The sequence below is a fragment of the Flavobacterium aquiphilum genome, assembly GCF_027111335.1.
Classification (GTDB): domain Bacteria; phylum Bacteroidota; class Bacteroidia; order Flavobacteriales; family Flavobacteriaceae; genus Flavobacterium; species Flavobacterium aquiphilum.
The window spans coordinates 1542562-1559767 of the sequence record NZ_CP114288.1 but is presented as its reverse complement, the minus strand read 5'-3'; the positions used below and the strand labels follow the sequence as shown (position 1 = coordinate 1559767).

General features: G+C 33.9%; 16 protein-coding genes and 1 tRNA gene. 8 read left to right on the top strand and 9 right to left on the bottom strand.

The window, feature by feature from the left end; all coding sequences use genetic code 11:
* Positions 1–71 precede the first annotated feature (71 nt).
* The 3 genes from OZP12_RS06545 to OZP12_RS06535 all read right to left on the bottom strand — a co-directional run bounded on the left by OZP12_RS06545 (position 72) and on the right by OZP12_RS06535 (position 3144).
* The gene (locus tag OZP12_RS06545; RefSeq protein ID WP_281228251.1) at positions 72–1574 is read right to left on the bottom strand and encodes a PAS domain-containing sensor histidine kinase; all 1503 of its coding nucleotides are present in this window, start codon (positions 1572–1574) and stop codon (positions 72–74) included.
* An 84-nt stretch (positions 1575–1658) separates the two neighbouring features.
* On the bottom strand, positions 1659–2555 hold the full coding sequence (locus OZP12_RS06540) for a site-specific tyrosine recombinase (RefSeq protein ID WP_281228250.1): 897 nt from the start codon (positions 2553–2555) through the stop codon (positions 1659–1661).
* Between the two features lie 79 nt (positions 2556–2634).
* Positions 2635–3144 carry a porin family protein gene (locus OZP12_RS06535; RefSeq protein WP_281228249.1) on the bottom strand — a complete coding sequence of 170 codons (510 nt, stop codon included), beginning with the start codon at positions 3142–3144 and terminating at the stop codon, positions 2635–2637.
* Between the two features lie 454 nt (positions 3145–3598).
* Here OZP12_RS06535 and aroQ point away from each other — a divergent pair, with 454 nt between their 5' ends.
* Positions 3599–4012 carry a type II 3-dehydroquinate dehydratase gene (gene aroQ, locus OZP12_RS06530; protein ID WP_281228248.1) on the top strand — a complete coding sequence of 138 codons (414 nt, stop codon included), beginning with the start codon at positions 3599–3601 and terminating at the stop codon, positions 4010–4012.
* An 88-nt stretch (positions 4013–4100) separates the two neighbouring features.
* Positions 4101–6566 (top strand): DUF5686 and carboxypeptidase regulatory-like domain-containing protein, encoded by a 2466-nt coding sequence (locus OZP12_RS06525; RefSeq protein WP_281228247.1) that lies wholly within the window; start codon positions 4101–4103, stop codon positions 6564–6566.
* A gap of 39 nt (positions 6567–6605) precedes the next feature.
* Here OZP12_RS06525 and OZP12_RS06520 read toward each other — a convergent pair whose 3' ends face one another.
* From OZP12_RS06520 to OZP12_RS06505, 4 genes are all read right to left on the bottom strand, one after another.
* Complete coding sequence (locus OZP12_RS06520; protein WP_281228246.1) at positions 6606–7472, bottom strand: cation diffusion facilitator family transporter; 867 nt, start codon at positions 7470–7472, stop codon at positions 6606–6608.
* A gap of 98 nt (positions 7473–7570) precedes the next feature.
* Positions 7571–8887 carry a UDP-N-acetylglucosamine 1-carboxyvinyltransferase gene (murA, locus tag OZP12_RS06515; protein WP_281228245.1) on the bottom strand — a complete coding sequence of 439 codons (1317 nt, stop codon included), beginning with the start codon at positions 8885–8887 and terminating at the stop codon, positions 7571–7573.
* A 124-nt stretch (positions 8888–9011) separates the two neighbouring features.
* On the bottom strand, positions 9012–9719 hold the full coding sequence (locus OZP12_RS06510) for a DUF4290 domain-containing protein (RefSeq protein ID WP_281228244.1): 708 nt from the start codon (positions 9717–9719) through the stop codon (positions 9012–9014).
* 2 nt (positions 9720–9721) lie between these two features.
* Positions 9722–10018, bottom strand: a complete 297-nt coding sequence (locus OZP12_RS06505; RefSeq protein WP_281228243.1) for a DUF493 family protein — start codon at positions 10016–10018, stop codon at positions 9722–9724.
* Between the two features lie 339 nt (positions 10019–10357).
* Here OZP12_RS06505 and OZP12_RS06500 point away from each other — a divergent pair, with 339 nt between their 5' ends.
* The 5 genes from OZP12_RS06500 to OZP12_RS06480 all read left to right on the top strand — a co-directional run bounded on the left by OZP12_RS06500 (position 10358) and on the right by OZP12_RS06480 (position 15089).
* Positions 10358–10891, top strand: coding sequence for an AAA family ATPase (locus OZP12_RS06500; RefSeq protein WP_281228241.1), 534 nt, complete (start codon positions 10358–10360; stop codon positions 10889–10891).
* A 212-nt stretch (positions 10892–11103) separates the two neighbouring features.
* Positions 11104–12999 carry a RecQ family ATP-dependent DNA helicase gene (locus OZP12_RS06495; protein WP_281228240.1) on the top strand — a complete coding sequence of 632 codons (1896 nt, stop codon included), beginning with the start codon at positions 11104–11106 and terminating at the stop codon, positions 12997–12999.
* Positions 12999–13946, top strand: coding sequence for a methionyl-tRNA formyltransferase (gene fmt, locus OZP12_RS06490; protein ID WP_281228239.1), 948 nt, complete (start codon positions 12999–13001; stop codon positions 13944–13946). Before OZP12_RS06495 ends, fmt begins: the two co-directional genes overlap by 1 nt.
* Before the next feature lie 177 nt (positions 13947–14123).
* Positions 14124–14396 (top strand): HU family DNA-binding protein, encoded by a 273-nt coding sequence (locus OZP12_RS06485; protein WP_281228238.1) that lies wholly within the window; start codon positions 14124–14126, stop codon positions 14394–14396.
* Positions 14397–14528: 132 nt separating this feature from the next.
* The gene (locus OZP12_RS06480) at positions 14529–15089 is read left to right on the top strand and encodes a YqgE/AlgH family protein (RefSeq protein ID WP_281228237.1); all 561 of its coding nucleotides are present in this window, start codon (positions 14529–14531) and stop codon (positions 15087–15089) included.
* Positions 15090–15248: 159 nt separating this feature from the next.
* On the opposite strand, the gene OZP12_RS06475 is transcribed toward OZP12_RS06480, so the two are convergent.
* Both OZP12_RS06475 and OZP12_RS06470 read right to left on the bottom strand, forming a co-directional pair.
* Entirely contained in the window at positions 15249–16088 is an 840-nt protein-coding gene (locus OZP12_RS06475) for an aminotransferase class IV (RefSeq protein ID WP_281228236.1), read from the bottom strand.
* Positions 16089–16309: 221 nt separating this feature from the next.
* Positions 16310–16702, bottom strand: coding sequence for an START-like domain-containing protein (locus tag OZP12_RS06470; RefSeq protein ID WP_281228235.1), 393 nt, complete (start codon positions 16700–16702; stop codon positions 16310–16312).
* A 153-nt stretch (positions 16703–16855) separates the two neighbouring features.
* Here OZP12_RS06470 and OZP12_RS06465 point away from each other — a divergent pair.
* A tRNA-Met gene (locus OZP12_RS06465) sits at positions 16856–16929 on the top strand.
* Positions 16930–17206 lie beyond the last annotated feature (277 nt).

Here is a 17206-nt window from a genome sequence, read left to right as displayed (position 1 = left end):
AAGGCGACAGCAGGAACCCATGCCTGCCGACAAAGCCTTATCATTCGCTCCTTATTATTTTCGATAAGCTATTATCCTTTTTTGAAGTAGATTTTGAAAGTAGTTCCGAAGTTAAGAGTGCTTTCAACTTCAATTTTACCACCCATATTTTCAATTTGGTTTTTGGTCAGGTATAAGCCAACTCCCCTTGCATCGTTGTTTCTATGAAATGTTTTGTACAATCCAAAAATAGAATCCCTATGTTTTTCCAGATCAATTCCTAACCCGTTGTCTTTTACATTTAAGACAACGAAATCATCATTGGCTTCAGTCGTAAAAATGATTTTTGGTTCTTTTTTAGGATCCGAGTACTTAATTGCATTAGTAACGAGATTCAACATGATACTTTCCAAATAGGCCGGCACACAAAACACCTCTACTTGGGTTGAAACATAATTCATGACCTGAATTCCATTTTGTTTAATTGAGTCGTTCAAAACATCCAGGACTTTATCAATAAAACTATTAACTTTTAATGATTGCATATTACTTTCCTTCTCGGCATATATGCTAACCAAATCATTTAAGTTTTCTATGGTTGAGAACAATTCATCCGAAACGATCTGAATATTACTCAAAGTATCAACATCTGACAAAAGCGCTTCTTTGTTCAAATCCAACAATGACTTTATGTTTCCGCTATGAGTTCTCAAATTATGGGAAACAATGTGCGCAAAATTCAATAATTTATTATTTTGAATATTAACGATTTCAAGCATTTTAGCCAGCTCAATCTCCCTTTCTTTTTGTGCCGAAATATCGGTGTGAGTACCAACGATTCGCAACGGTTTTCCATCTGAATCTCTTTCAATTACTTTACCCCTGTCCAGAATCCATTTATACTTGCCGTTACATAAAACCCGGTGGCAAGTTTCATAAAAAGGAATTTTATTGTCAAAATGTAGATTTATGTTACCGTAATACTCTTCCCTGTCATCTGGATGTACTCTTTCATCCCATTCTTCTGGCGCGGCAACCAAATCTGATTCTGTGAGTTCCAGTATTTTCATTGACTCAGAAGAATAATATACTTTATCAGTTATCAAATCCCAATCCCAAACTCCCCTATCAGAAGCCTGTACAGCAAAGTGATATCTTTCGTCAGCTACTTTTAATCGTATTTCCTGTTCTTTTACAACCGTTACATCCGAAATCAACCCATAAAAAACAACCTCATTGTTATCATTCTTTTTGGGTGTTGCATCAATTCGAATCCATTTATAACCACTTTCAGGCAATAATAATCTAAAGTCGATTTCCCATTTCTCATTGCTCGTAATTGCCTTTTCATATGAATCTAAGAAACCCTTTAAATCTGGCTCATAAATTTTATAATTCGATAGTTTATATGAATCTTCCAAAAACTCATTTATCGAAAATTCATTTAAAAACTCAATTGGTTTACTTAAGAAATCGACAGCAATTTGTTTTTGGGAATTCACCCGAATTTGAAAAATAATATTCGGAAGCTGTTTAATTAAACTTTCGTATAATTTATTTAAATCCTCTGGGTTTTTATTGGCTGTAAAAATCATTATTTATAATGTTTTTTTAATGTAATGGCAAAAATATTGAATTACAAACAGATATTAACACAAAATACTGAATTTCATCTAAAATTATTTCCTTGGGTGATAGGCATTCATCACTTCGGTAAGAAACTTTCTATCCAAATGAACATAAATCTCCGTAGTCGTAATGGATTCATGACCAAGCATCAACTGAATCGATCGTAAATCGGCACCATTTTCCAACAGATGAGTAGCGAAAGAATGCCTGAAAGTATGCGGACTAATTTTTTTATTCAAATTGATTTTCACTGTCAAATCCTTAATTATCGTAAAAATCATCGCACGGGTTAACTGCCTGCCTCTTCTGTTTAAAAACAAAGTATCCTCAAACCCTTTTTGAATATTAAGATGATTACGGATATTATTTCTATAAATGGTTATATATTTTTGGGTCAAATCGCCAACCGGAACAAAGCGCTGTTTATTCCCTTTTCCGGTAATTTTAATAAATCCTTCTTCAAAAAATAAGTCGGATATTTTTAAGGCGACCAGTTCAGAAACCCGAAGCCCACAACCGTATAAAGTTTCCAGCAAAGCCCGATTGCGTTCGCCTTCATTCGAACTCAAATCAATTGCCGATATAATAGCATCGATTTCTTCAACTGCAAGAGTGTCGGGTAGTTTACGACCTGTTTTGGGAGATTCTATCAATTCCAAAGGATTGTCAGTTCTAAAATCTTCGAAAATCAAATACGAAAAAAAGCTTTTCAGTCCCGAAATTATCCTGGCCTGTGAACGTGGATTTACTTCTTTGGAAACGGCATAAATAAATTGTTGCAATGTTTCTTCTTTGATGTTTATTGGTGAAACCTGAATCGAATTTTGGTTTAAAAACAAACATAAGCGCTCAATATCAAAAGAATAATTATCAATAGTATTTTTTGATAACCCTCTTTCAATCTTCAAGTAAGACTGATAACTCTTTAAATACGATTCCCAATTCATAAAGCCAAAGTAACATATTTTTTAAGCATAAAAAAACCTTCCGGATTAAGGAAGGTTTTAAATATTGTTTTTCTTTTGATTAGAAATGTAATGCAAATCCAATGTTCAATTGGAAAATATCTTTTCCACTTCCATAATTATCATTTAAAGTAATATTATAACGAAGACCAGGCTCAAGAGATATATTTGGCCCAATAAACCATGCATATCCACCTTGCAATCCAAAATAAGATGGATTTTCATTAGCATTTTCTAAGCTTGCTCCAGTAAAAGAAGCCTCCAAAGGAAATTTATTTAACAAATAATATTTTGCTCCTACTTTATAAGAGAAAACATTAGTACCAAAATCTCCGTAACCCAAACCTGCCTTAACAGCTAAATTATCAATAACAAAGTAACCAGCCTCAGCCCCTAAGTTCCAATTAGTTTCTCCATCTTCAGATGATAATTGAAAACTTGTGTTACCGGCCATTGGAGTTCCAAAGTTTGTGTTAGCTTCAACTAACCATTTTCCTTTTTTTGTTTGTTCTTGTGCATTTGCAAAACCAAATGCTAAAACAGCAACCATTGATAAAATAATCTTTTTCATTTTTTTTTAAATTAATTGGTTATTTCGTAAGACAAAACTATATCTTTTAACGTCAAACAACCAAATCTTAATATAAAATAACTGTTAAAATATGTTAAAAAAAGTACTTAAAACTATCAAAACACTAATTACCAATAATTTAAAATAAAAGATGCTCACAAAAAACAATAAGAGAAAGACAATCATCAATTTTGGTCAAATTCATTTGAAAAACATTAATTAACTGTAATTGATTTAAATACTAAAATTTCAAATTGAGTAAAAAAATTACTCTTCCCTAAAATTTAACTGTAAAATTGACTACTTGTTTTAGGTTCAGAAAATAATATCACATACTTTTATAAAAACTGATCTAATTATATAAAACGGTTTTTTTATTTTTACAGACATTCTGAAATCTTTTGGTGAAATGTAAAATTGAACCAACCCAACTTTAATAAAATACAAACCATTTATGAAAATCTGCATTATCAACGGACCTAATTTGAATCTTTTAGGAAAAAGAGAACCTGAAATTTATGGAAGTCAGACTTTTGAAGACTATTTTGAGATTTTAAAAAACAAGTTCCCTCAAATAGAGTTTACTTACTACCAAAGCAATATTGAAGGCGAATTGATAGACAAAATTCAAGAATGTGGTTTTACTTATGATGGCATTATTCTTAATGCAGGTGCTTATACTCATACTTCCGTAGGGATTGGTGACGCTGTCAAAGCAGTAACTACTCCTGTAATAGAAGTTCATATTTCAAATACTTACGGTCGCGAAAGTTTCAGGCATCAGTCCTATATTTCCGGAAATGCCAAAGGAGTAATTTTAGGTTTTGGTTTAAAAAGTTATGATTTGGCCATTCAGTCTTTTTTGTGATATTTTTTATACAAAAATTAACAAAACCACTTTCGTATTTACGTAACATTACTTACAAAAAAGCGTCCAACATCAAAAAACACATTTTATGAAAAACGCTTTTTTGCTTCTTTTTTTAATTTCTGGACTTTTTAGTTTTGCCCAAATTAAAGGCAAAATAACTGACGAAAAAGGAAATCCTTTGCCTTCCGTCACCATCTACGAAGACAACATCTATAACGGAACCACATCCAACGATCAGGGATTTTATGAACTAAGCACTAAAAAGCAGGGAAAACACACCATTATTTTTCAGTTTCTAGGGTTTAAAACTCAAAAACTAACGTTAGACATTGCCTCTTTTCCTTATAATTTGGATGTAAAATTAATAGAGGAAAGTTTTACCTTAAATGAAGTTGTTATCAATCCCAAAGACAATCCTGCAAATCAAATCATAAAAAAAGCCATTGCAAATAAAAAAGCAAACATAGAAAAAACGGCAAAATACAAAGCCGATTTCTATTCTCGCGGTATTTTCCGAATCAAAGACGCTCCCAAAAAAATTCTAGGACAAAAATTGGATATGTTCGACGAGGTTCTAGATTCCACACGCAGCGGAATACTCTATTTGTCAGAAACCGTTTCTAAAATCGCCTTTCAGAAACCTGACAAAATGAAGGAAACCATTATTGCCTCCAAAGTAAGCGGCAATGATAACGGATTCAGTTTTAACAATGCGGCCTCGGCCAATTTTGATTTTTATGACAATTATTTAGATTTTAATGTAAATGTGGTTTCCCCTATTGCCGACAACGCTTTCAGTTATTACAAATACAAATTGGAAGGTTCTTTTTACAATGAAAACAATCAGCAAATCAACAAAATAAAAGTAACCCCCAAAAGAGATTCTGATCCCGTAATGGAAGGCTACATTTATATTGTTGATGACAGTTGGGCAATTTATGCTGTTGATGTCAATATTAAGGGGGAACAGATGCAAAATCCTGCATTAAAACTGCTGACTTTAAAACAAAACTTCAGTTATAATTCAGATTCAAAAATCTGGGTAAAAACCACTCAAACAATTGATTTTACATTTGGAATGCTGGGCATCAATGTTTCAGGGAAATTTACCTATGTATTTTCTAATTTTGAATTTGAACCTCAATTCACAAAAAAAACGTTTACAAAAGAACTCCTGACATTTGAAGAAAATGCCAACAAAAAAGGGGATGAATATTGGAATGCAATTCGTCCAATCCCTTTAACCATCGAAGAAAGTACTGATTATACCAAGAAAGATATTTTGCAAACCAAAAAGAAATCTCAAGTTTATCTTGATTCTATCGACAAAAAGAGCAATAAATTCCGTGTTCCCGAAATCATTACCGGCTATACTTATAAAAATTCCTTTGGAAAATGGTCTGCCAAATATGATGGTTTTTTAAAAGAAATAAATTTTAATACGGTTCAAGGTTGGAATATTGGAACTGGCTTTTCATACACAAAAAACGACCGAGAAAAAGGGAAATACACCAACTTTGGAGTTGATTTTGATTATGGTTTCTCCGAAAATAAATTCAGATCTACTGGAAGCTTCATTCATAAATTCAACAATATAAATAAAAGCGAAATTCAAATTTCGGGAGGAAGCGAAGTTGCCCAATTTAATGAACAAAAGCCGATAAAAGAGTTATTAAACTCTGTTGCAACTTTATTTTTCGAAGAAAATTTAATGAAGATTTACGAAAAGAATTTTGCTTCTTTTTTATACCAAAGAGAAGTCACCAACGGAGTTTTCATGAAAGCCAAAGTCGATTATCTGGAAAACAAACCATTAGCAAACACTACAGATCAGACTTTTTTTCCAAAACAAAAAGACTATACTTCCAATAATCCTTTGGCACCACATGATTACACGACTCCTGCATTCGAAAAATACAATTTGGTAAAAGCCAATATAGATGCGAAAATTAATTTCGACCAATATTACCTCTCTCGCCCTGACGGAAAGTACAATTTTCCAAACGACAACTATCCTACACTTACATTAGGTTATGAAAAAGGTTTTGCAGGAAGCGAAAAAAAATATGAATATGATCATTTGAAAGCCAAAATCGAATACAATCCAACATTAGGAAACAAAGGCGTTTTATCACTAAGTGCTAAAGGAGGCAAATTCTTTAATGGAGAGCAAATTTCATTTGTGGACTACAAACATTTCAACGGTAACCAAACCTACATCGGATTCTCCGAAAGCTACCTGAACGTATTCAATTTAATGCCTTACTACACTAGCAGCACCAACGATAGCTATTTTGAATTGCATACGGAACATAATGACAAAGGTTATGTGATGAATAAAATTCCGCTGTTGAATCTCTTAAAATCAAACCTGGTTTTAGGATATCATCTGCTTTCCATACCTCATCGAAACCCCTATTCTGAATATAGTGTTGGTTTGGACAACCTAGGTTTTGGGAAATTCAAAATGCTTCGAGTCGATTATGTCCGTTCCTATCAAAACGGATTTCAAAAAGACGGTGTGGTTCTTGGATTAAAATTCCTGAATTAAAAAAAATGCCACGGGTTTAAAAACTCGTGGCATTTTTTTCTAATCCGGCTCAATATGAATAAGAACATGTCCCAATTCCGGTATTTTCTCCCGAAGTGTATCTTTTAGCAAATGGGCCAAATCATGTCCTTCCTTTACTGTAATTGATCCTTTTACTCTGGCATGAAGGTCAACATGATATTTCATTCCCGCTTTTCTGATAAAACATTTTTCGGTATCGATAATACCATTCACTTCATGCGAAACCTCCCTGATTTCCTCAACTAAATCATCATACAAATGCTCGTCCATAATTTCGCCAAGCGCCGGTCTAAAAATCAGGTAACTGTTATAAATTATAAACAAAGCGGCAAATAAAGCTGCCCAATCATCGGCCGCTTCATATCCTTTTCCAAAAAATAACGCAATTGAGATTCCAATAAACGCAGCAACCGAAGTCAGAGCATCGCTTCTGTGATGCCAAGCATCAGCTTTCAGCGAAGAACTGTTGGTTTCCTTACTTCTTCTCATCACCAATCTAAACGAATATTCTTTCCAAAGAATAATAGCGCCAAGCACATACAGTGTCCAAGATTTTGGCAAATCATGCGACGTTTGGATATTTACAATACTCTCATAACCAATAATTGTAGCAGAGGTAATTAAAAAACCAACCACCAAAAAAGTAATTAATGGTTCGGCTCTTCCATGTCCATAAGGATGATTTTCATCAGCGGGCCTGTTGGAATATTTTATACCAAACAAAACCAAAAATGAAGCAAAAATATCGGTTGTTGATTCAATGGCATCAGCAATCAGAGCATAGGAATTTCCAAAAAAGCCGGCCGCACCTTTTATAAGAGCCAAAGAAGTATTCCCAATTATACTGAAATAGGTTGCCTTTACAGCTTTTTCTTCATTAGACATTTTTCTCCTTTTTTTGCATTAAAAAATCGCTTAAACAAATTTAATTTCTCTTGAAAATAATTTCTTTAAGCGATTTTTAAAATTATTATTCTAGTGATTTATTGTTTTTCTCGAACTATTTTGGCTCCAATCGCTCTTAAACGTTCGTCGATTCGCTCATATCCTCTATCAATTTGCTCAATATTTTGGATTGTGCTGGTTCCTTTGGCAGACAATGCCGCAATCAATAATGAGATTCCTGCACGAATATCAGGAGATGACATTGTTGTCGCTTTCAATACCGATTTAAAATCATGACCAATAACTACAGCCCTGTGCGGATCACACAACATAATTTTTGCTCCCATATCGATAAGTTTATCAACGAAGAACAAACGGCTTTCGAACATTTTTTGGTGAATCAAGACATCACCTTTGGCTTGTGTGGCAACGACTAATACGATACTTAATAAATCAGGGGTGAATCCTGGCCAAGGTGCATCGGCAATAGTAAGGATTGAACCATCAATATCTGTTTTTACTTCGTAACCATCTTTGTGTTCCGGGATATAAATATCATCTCCACGTTTTTCCAAAGTAATTCCGAGTTTTCTGAATACATTTGGAATCAAACCTAGATTCTCCCAACTTACATCTTTGATTGTGATTTCGCTTCTTGTCATAGCCGCAAGACCAATCCAAGAGCCAATTTCAATCATATCCGGTAAAATTCTGTGGGTACAACCGCCCAATTTTTCAACACCTTCAATAGTCAATAAATTTGATCCTACTCCGGTGATTTTAGCCCCCATAGAATTTAGCATTTTGCAAAGTTGTTGCAAATAAGGCTCACAGGCAGCATTGTAAATTGTTGTTATTCCTTTGGCTAAAACTGCCGACATCACAATATTTGCAGTTCCTGTAACAGAAGCTTCGTCCAATAACATATTAGCACCGACAAGTCCATCTGGAGCTTCTACTCCATAAAAATGGTCTTCTCTGTTGTATCTAAATTTAGCTCCTAAATTAATGAATCCTTCAAAATGGGTATCCAATCTTCTACGACCAATTTTGTCTCCACCTGGTTTTGGGATATATCCTTTTCCATAACGTGCCAAAAGTGGCCCAACAATCATGATAGAACCACGAAGCGAGCCTCCCTCTTTCTTGAAAGCTTCAGTTTCTAGATACCCAACATTTACCTCATCTGATTGAAAAGTATAAGAACCCGCTCCTAATTTTTCAATTTTAACTCCCAAATTCCCCAAAAGTTTTATCAATTTATTGATATCGATAATATCCGGGATATTGTTGATTGTTACTTTTTCCGGCGTTAAAAGTACAGCACACAAAATTTGCAATGCTTCGTTTTTTGCCCCTTGAGGTATTACCTCTCCTTTTAGACGAACGCCTCCTTCTATTTTGAAAACTTCCATGTGTTTTTTTTATCTATGTTTTATTTTTAAAGTTTCTAAGACAACAAAATTCTAAGTTTCTAAGATTTATATGTTTTTTAATCAATATCTCAGAAACTTAGAATCTCAGTATCTTAGTATCTATTTATTTGTTCTTTTGAAACGGTTTTAATTTTCCCGTTTTATTCTTGTTGCTTTGAATTTTTGGTTGCCCTGAAGGTCCTGTTTTATTGGAAATTCTTTTATTGGTTCTTAGCAAATCGGTAGTATTTAACAACTCCTCTGAACTTTGCAGTAAATTAAGTTTCCCATCTGACAATTCATAAAGATGCTCAAAAATCACATCGTCTTTTACCGTGTCCTTATTCCAACTCAAATAGGATTTTTTCATGTGATTGGCAATTACTTTCACCAATGCACTTTTCATTTCTCCTTCTTCCCATTTATTGGCAACGTCAATCATGTACTTGATGTTGTTACCGTAATATCTGTATTTTGGATAGTTTTGAGGGTATTTCAAAACATCCGGTTTCAGTTGCAACACTTCTCTTGACGGAATAGGATAAGGCGAATCGGCCACTAACTTAAAATCGGACATAATGAAAAGTTGGTCCCAAAGTTTATGCTGAAAATCAGGCACGTCACGCAGGTGCGGGTTCAAGCTTCCCATCACCTGAATGATGTATTTTGCCGCTTTGTTGCGTTCTGCATCATCTTCAATAAGGGTAGCCTGCTCGATCAATTTTTGCAAATGACGACCATACTCAGGAATGATTAAGGGTTTTCTTTCGGAATTGTATTCCAAATTGAAAACTACATCATTCGCATTTTCTTTTTTATATTTTTCGATCATAATTATAAGGAAACTATACCTTCTATAGTGGATAATTCTTGGTACTTATCTATTATTTCTTGTGAATCTTTGACCGTTACATCTACAGAAACGCTGGTAAACTTCCCTGTTCTTGATTTTGTTGTTTTGATTACGGCTCCCATACAATTAAATGCATCTTCCACTTTTTGGATATTTTCCTCGGTTGTGGGAACTATAAATTTAAACAAATATTCTGCAGGCCAAGAATTACTAAGATCCAATTCGGCCTTTAGTCTTTCGTAAAACTCTGCGGTCTTTTTTTCTTTATTGTCGTCCATTCTTAAATTAAAAATAAAGGCAAATATACGTTTTAGATTTTAGAATTTTAATTTTAGGTTTAAGAATTAAGGATCAAGAATTAAGATTTTTGACATTTAATTATAAACTTTCTATCGATTTTTGTTTCCAAAAACGCACTATGCTCCCTCTTTAGCCCTGATTGAAGTGAAAATCCTTGTGAACTGGTGTTCAGTTCACAAGATTGCAACGAAAAGCAGGAACCCATGTTTACTGAAAAAAACCAATCATTCGCTCCTTACTTTTGATACCAACCGATAAACTATAAACTTTTTTAATTCCCAATAAGATTGAGTACTTTTGCCCTTTAATTAAAGAACGTGCAGAAAGAAATTATCGTTATCATTGGCGGTCCCGGTACAGGAAAAAGCTCTATTATTAAAGAATTGGAAACGAAAGGCTATTGTTGTTATCCCGAAATTTCCCGAGAAGTTACGCTTGAAGCCCAAAAAAGAGGAATTGAACAATTGTTTCTGGAGGATCCTTTATTGTTTAGCCAAATGTTGCTAGATGGTAGGATCAACCAATTTAAAAGTGCCGAAAAAGAGCCTCACCAATTGGTCTTTATTGACAGAGGTATTCCGGATGTTGTTGCTTATCTTGACTTTATTGGGGATGATTTTCCTGAACATTTTGACAGTGCCTGTCGTGAGAATGTGTATTCAAAAATTTTCATGCTTCCGCCTTGGGAAGAGATTTATGAAAGCGACAGCGAGCGTTATGAAAATTTTGAACAGTCAAAAACCATTTATAAACACCTCAAAAAAACCTACACCGATTATGGCTATAATCTAATTGAGGTACCAAAAGATACTGTAGATAACAGAATTCTTTTTATATTGGACAAAATTTAGCAATTCCCAAAAATAATACCATTTATCCATATAAAATAGTCTAATCTACTCGTTCTTTTTTTCCAATACTTCCTCAAAAAATAATTCCGTAGCTAAGGCTATGCAATGATTTTTATCGTTGTCTTGAAGAAAAATAACTTCGCATCTTTAGACTATTTTATATGCACAAATGGTATAAGATCGCAAATTATTAAAAATCTAAACTTGAAATAATGCCGGAAGCATTAGCGATTCTTCAAAAATATTGGCAGCATTATTCCTTCAGATCACTCCAAAAAGAAATAATTGATTCGGTTTTGAGTGGTGAGGACACATTTGCCCTGATGCCCACCGGTGGCGGTAAATCGGTATGTTTTCAGGTTCCGGCCATGATGAACGAAGGGATTTGTCTGGTTATTTCTCCGCTGGTTGCCTTGATGAAAGACCAAGTTGCCAATTTGCAAAACCGAGGAATTAAAGCCATTGCTTTGACGGGAGGCATCCGATCTGAAGAAATGATTGATTTGCTGGACAATTGTCAATTTGGGAATTATAAATTTCTGTATGTTTCTCCTGAACGATTGCAATCGGATTGGATTTTGGAACGCATAAAAAACCTTCCCATAAATCTGATAACCATAGACGAAGCGCATTGTGTTTCGCAATGGGGACATGATTTTCGTCCTGCTTATTTGAAGATTTCGACATTAAAAACCTTTTTCCCAAAAGTTCCATTTTTGGCTTTGACCGCCACAGCCACACCTAGGGTAAAAGAAGATATTATTAAAGAATTGGGACTACACAGCCCAAAGCAGTTTGAGAAATCTTTTGCTCGAAAGAATATTGCCTATATGGTTTTTGAGGTGGAAGACAAACTTTTCAGGATACAGCAAATCCTCAAAAAAAATCCACAACCTTCCATCATATATGTTAGAAATAGAAAAGCGTGTCTGGACATTTCGACCCAACTACAAAGTTTAGGATTCAAAGCCACATTTTATCACGGAGGTCTTACTTCAAGAGAAAAAGAGCAAAACATGCAACTCTGGATGGATGAAAAAGTACAGGTTATTGTTGCCACAAATGCTTTTGGGATGGGAATTGACAAACCGAATGTCAAAACCGTTATCCATATTCAGTTGCCTGAAAACATGGAAAACTACTATCAAGAGGCCGGACGAGCAGGAAGAAACGGTGAAAAAGCATATGCTGTTTTGTTGACAAGCCCCTCGGATATCATCCAAACCGAAAACCAATTCATAAATATTCTTCCGGACAAAGCTTTCCTGAATACCATGTACATCAAGCTCTGCAATTATTTTCAAATAGCCTACGGAGAGGGAATTAACGAGGAATTTACTTTTAACCTGCATCATTTTTGTTTGAAATATGGATTTCCGGACCTAAAAACTTTTAATGCGATTCGGTTTTTGGACGGACAGGGAGTTTTGACATTGTCACAGGAATTTTCGGAAAAAATCACATTGCAGTTTTTGATTTCTTCTAAAGAGGTTATTCGCTATACAAGTTTGAACCCCAATGACGAAGAAATCATTCTGACCATCCTAAGAACTTATCCTGGTGTTTATGACATGCAAACTGCCTTCAACCTACCATTGATTGCTAAAAAATCGCATCACTCGGAATCTGAGGTTTTGGCAGTATTACACAAATTGAAAGACAAAGAAATTATAGATTACCATTCTAAAAATAATGATGCGACTCTAACCTTCAACGAAATCAGGGAAGACGAAAGAACCATCAATAAAGTTGCCAAATATTTGGCTAGACAAAACGACCTCAAAAAAGAACAACTCCAATCGGTATTGAATTATGTAAAGGAGAAGAATATTTGCAAAAGCAAAATGATTTTGGACTATTTTGGAGAAAAAGCAACTACCAATTGTGGCATCTGTTCCTACTGCATAACGCTGAACAAACCGAAAAAGGATTACCAGACTCTTTCAAAAAAAATCGTGACTTTGTTGCAAACTGAAGATTTAAATTCGAGAGAAATACAAGACAAGACAAAAAGTACCGCAGACGATGTTATCTTTGTACTGCAACAATTATTGAAAGATGAACTTTTGATAATTCAAAAAAACAATAAATACACTTTAAAAACCTAATGGAAAAATTACGAATTATATTTATGGGAACTCCGGAATTTGCCGTTGGTATTCTTGATTCCATAATCAAAAACAATTACGAAGTAGTTGGAGTAATCACCGCTGCTGACAAGCCGGCCGGAAGAGGACAAAAACTAAAATATTCGGCAGTAAAGGAATATGCACTTGAAAACAACTTAAACTTATTACAGCCTACTAATTTAAAAGACCAAAGTTTCCTTGAAGAATTAAAATCATTGAACGCAAATCTTCAAATTGTTGTCGCGTTTAGAATGTTGCCAAAAGTAGTTTGGGACATGCCTTCATTGGGAACATTTAATCTTCACGCTTCGCTTTTACCTAATTATAGAGGGGCAGCTCCAATAAACTGGGCAATTATCAATGGAGAAACAAAAACAGGTGTAACCACTTTTTTTATAGATGACAAAATAGACACAGGAGCAATGATCCTAAGTGCAGAAACAGCAATAGAACCTACAGAAAATGCCGGACAATTGCACGACAGGTTAATATATATAGGATGCGACACTGTTATAGAAACTCTAAAAATGATCGAAAGCGGAAATGTAACAACTACAATACAAAATGATCCTTCGGATATCAAAACCGCATACAAACTAAACAAAGAGAACTGCAAAATTGATTGGTCAAAATCAATTTCGGAAATTAATAATTTAATCCGTGGATTAAGCCCCTATCCTGCTGCCTGGTGTTTCTTTAGTGACAAAGGCGAAGAATGGAATGTGAAAATTTATGAGACCAAAACTGTTCTTGAAAAACATTCTCATCCAACTGGAAGCCTGATTTGTACCAAAAAAGAAATGAAAATTGCGGTAAATGACGGCTATATTCAAATAGTATCTCTTCAATTTCCGGGCAAAAAGAAAATGACCGCTTCAGAATTATTAAATGGTATTACTTTTTCGGAGGAAGCGAAAGTCTACTAACACCAATAAAAACAGGAGTTAAGCAATGTTTTTTCAGAATTTTAGCCTACTTTATGAACAAAGAAGCTAAGTTATTAACAAAATACGCTAAAAAAGTACAAAACACTTGCAAAGACCGTATTTCCTGTTAATTTTGTTTAAACAATTATTTTAACCAACAATTAACATCAAATTATTATGAACAAATCAGAATTAATCGACGCTATCGCTGCTGATGCAGGAATTACAAAAGCAGCTGCAAAATTGGCATTGGAATCATTTTTAGGAAATGTAGGCGGAACTTTGAAAAAAGGTGGAAAAGTATCTTTAGTAGGATTCGGTTCATGGTCAGTATCTTCAAGAGCTGCTAGAGACGGAAGAAATCCTCAAACTGGAAAAACTATTCAAATTGCTGCAAAAAATGTTGTAAAATTCAAAGCTGGTGCAGAATTAGAAGGAGCAGTAAACTAATAAATAGTTTATCTTAAAAATATAATTGAACCTTCCTATTGGAAGGTTTTTTTTTGCCTTTAAACGATTAAACCTTCAAAACCTTTGTGTTTGTATTTAAATTTTCTTAAATTTAATTAAAAATATAGCCTTATGATTTCAGAAAAATTAAAAAAAGGATATTTACTTATTGCCGAACCCTCTATAATTGGAGATTTGTCATTTAATAGATCAGTAATTCTTTTGGCAGATCATAACGAAGACGGGTCGGTAGGCTTTATCATGAACAAACCATTGAAATACACTATCAATGACTTGATTCCAGAGATAAATGCAAATTTCAAAATTTTTAATGGTGGCCCCGTTGAACAGGACAACCTGTATTTCATTCACAACATTCCAGACTTAATCCCTAATAGCATAGAAATATCGAGTGGGATTTATTGGGGTGGTGATTTTGAATCCACAAAGGATCTCATCAACAAGGGGAAGATAAAAAAAGAAAACATTCGTTTCTTTTTAGGATACACAGGATGGGAAGAACACCAACTCGAAAGAGAAATGGAAGCTAACTCCTGGATCATCACCAGAAATAATTATGAAAACAAAATAATAGGAAGACCAACTGCCCATTTCTGGAAAGAACAAATCATAGAATTGGGAGGCGAATACCTAATTTGGTCCAATGCCCCCGAAAATCCATATCTTAACTGAGAGTCTGTTTAAAATTTATTCATTGACTTTCTTATAATTCTTTTTAACTGCAACTTCGTTGGATTTTTTAGTTGTAGTGCCACTATAACGAAAAAATCGGCCTCGTTTCGCTCAAAAATAATTACAGAAGCAATCTCAGCAATAAAATTTAAACTGACTCTAAACCAAATTTAAAGTTTCATTCAGTTTTGCAACTAACGTTTTTGAAACTTCAATCGAGAATTCTTTTTTTCTATATTTTGTAATTGGTTGCACACCTTTAATAACATTCGTCACAAATAATTCGTCCGCTTTTTGAAGATCAAAAGGCGAAATGGTTTCTTCTGCGACTTCAATACCATTTATTTTTTTAGCCAATCCTAAAATTTGTTTTCTCATAACCCCATTCAAACAACCTTCAGAAACAGGAGGCGTAATTAATCGATTTCCTTTTAACATAAAAATATTGCCTTGTAAAACCTCAACAACATTTTTGGTCTCATTTAATAAAATACAATTATCCAATCCATTTTCGTTGGCATAAATACTTCCTGTTACATTTATCAAACGATTTGTCGTCTTTATCGAAGACAACAATTGCTTTGTGACATAAAAATCCTTGAACAAATCGACTTCATATTCTCCTTCATTCAGAGAATAAGCCGTGTTTTCAAGCGGGGTAGCTTGTATCAAAAAAGAAACCGAATTATTTTGAGGCAAATAATATCCTCCGTCATTTCGACAAACCGTAATCCTAGCTCTGGAAGACGATTCTATTTTATTATTTTTAACCAACGAAAGAATTTGATCTTCCAGATATTCCATTGTAAAATCCATCGGAATCTCCATTCGGATCACGCGCATCGAAGACATCAACCTAAAATAATGATCTTCTAAAAAAAGAATTTTTCCATTTACAATTTTCACAGTTTCAAAAACCGCATCACCATATAAAAAACCTCTATTTTGAACTAATATGTTTGTATCCTCAGATACTATTGCACCATTAAAATTTATCATACTAAAGAACCTGTTCAAATTTTATATAATTATTTTGTTGTGATTCTTTTAGGCTACAAATTCATTAAATTTTTGAAGATAGTACAAAACTATCTTTGCAAAATTTGCCTTTTTCGCTCAAAAAGAATCACAACAATTCTAAAATACAAAACTTAAACAGGCTCTAAAAAAAATGTCACACTAAAAAGCGTGACAAATATAAGTTATAATATACAATTCTACTATACCGAACCTATAACATGTTTCAGATCCGAAATTTGATTTTCCCACAATTGAGTTGCTTCTTCTATTTCGTCTTTACGGGCAAAATCAACCACCATCAAAGAAACGTCCTTAGTCAGTTCGTCTTCTAAGATATTTAATTCAAAAAAATACTCTGTATCCTTATTATTCTCGTCAACCCATCTGAATTTCACTTTCTCACCCGATTTTTTAGAAGCCAATCTTGCTTTCTCCTGAGAGTCATTCCAAATAAAGGTAAAAAACTCACCGCGAGAATTTACGTTGTCAGCAAACCACTCAGACAATCCCGAAGGAGTCGATATATATTGATACAACAATTGTGGAGATGAATTTATGGGGAATTCTATTTCGTAACGCACTTTTAAATCCATGAATTTTATCAATTTTTTTGGAAATATATAGATTATTACTTCAATAAAAAAACGTTTTGAAAAATAATTTTTTTTTGTTGTTTTTTACTTGCAAACTCTAAATATTGTTTTATCTTTGCACCCGCATTCAGGGATAGCATATATCTCAAGTATGGCGAGGTAGCTCAGTTGGTTAGAGCGCAGGATTCATAACCCTGAGGTCACGGGTTCAACTCCCGTCTTCGCTACAAAAAACAAAACCCTTAAACAGAAATGTTTAAGGGTTTTTTATTGCATAAAAAGCTGTTTTCATTCTAGACTTTTTTCAAAAAGAGTGAGGAAGAGGAGTGACTTTTTAGAGATCAGTTACAAAACCAGAGGATTAAACAAAAAGATTGGACTTTCATAATCAAAACAAACGAGGTAAACTATTTCTTCAGAAATTCAATCCTATTAAACTAACGTTATTATGTTTAAAAAAAAATTAGCACACTTAATTATAAAAACTTAATTTGCGATCCCATT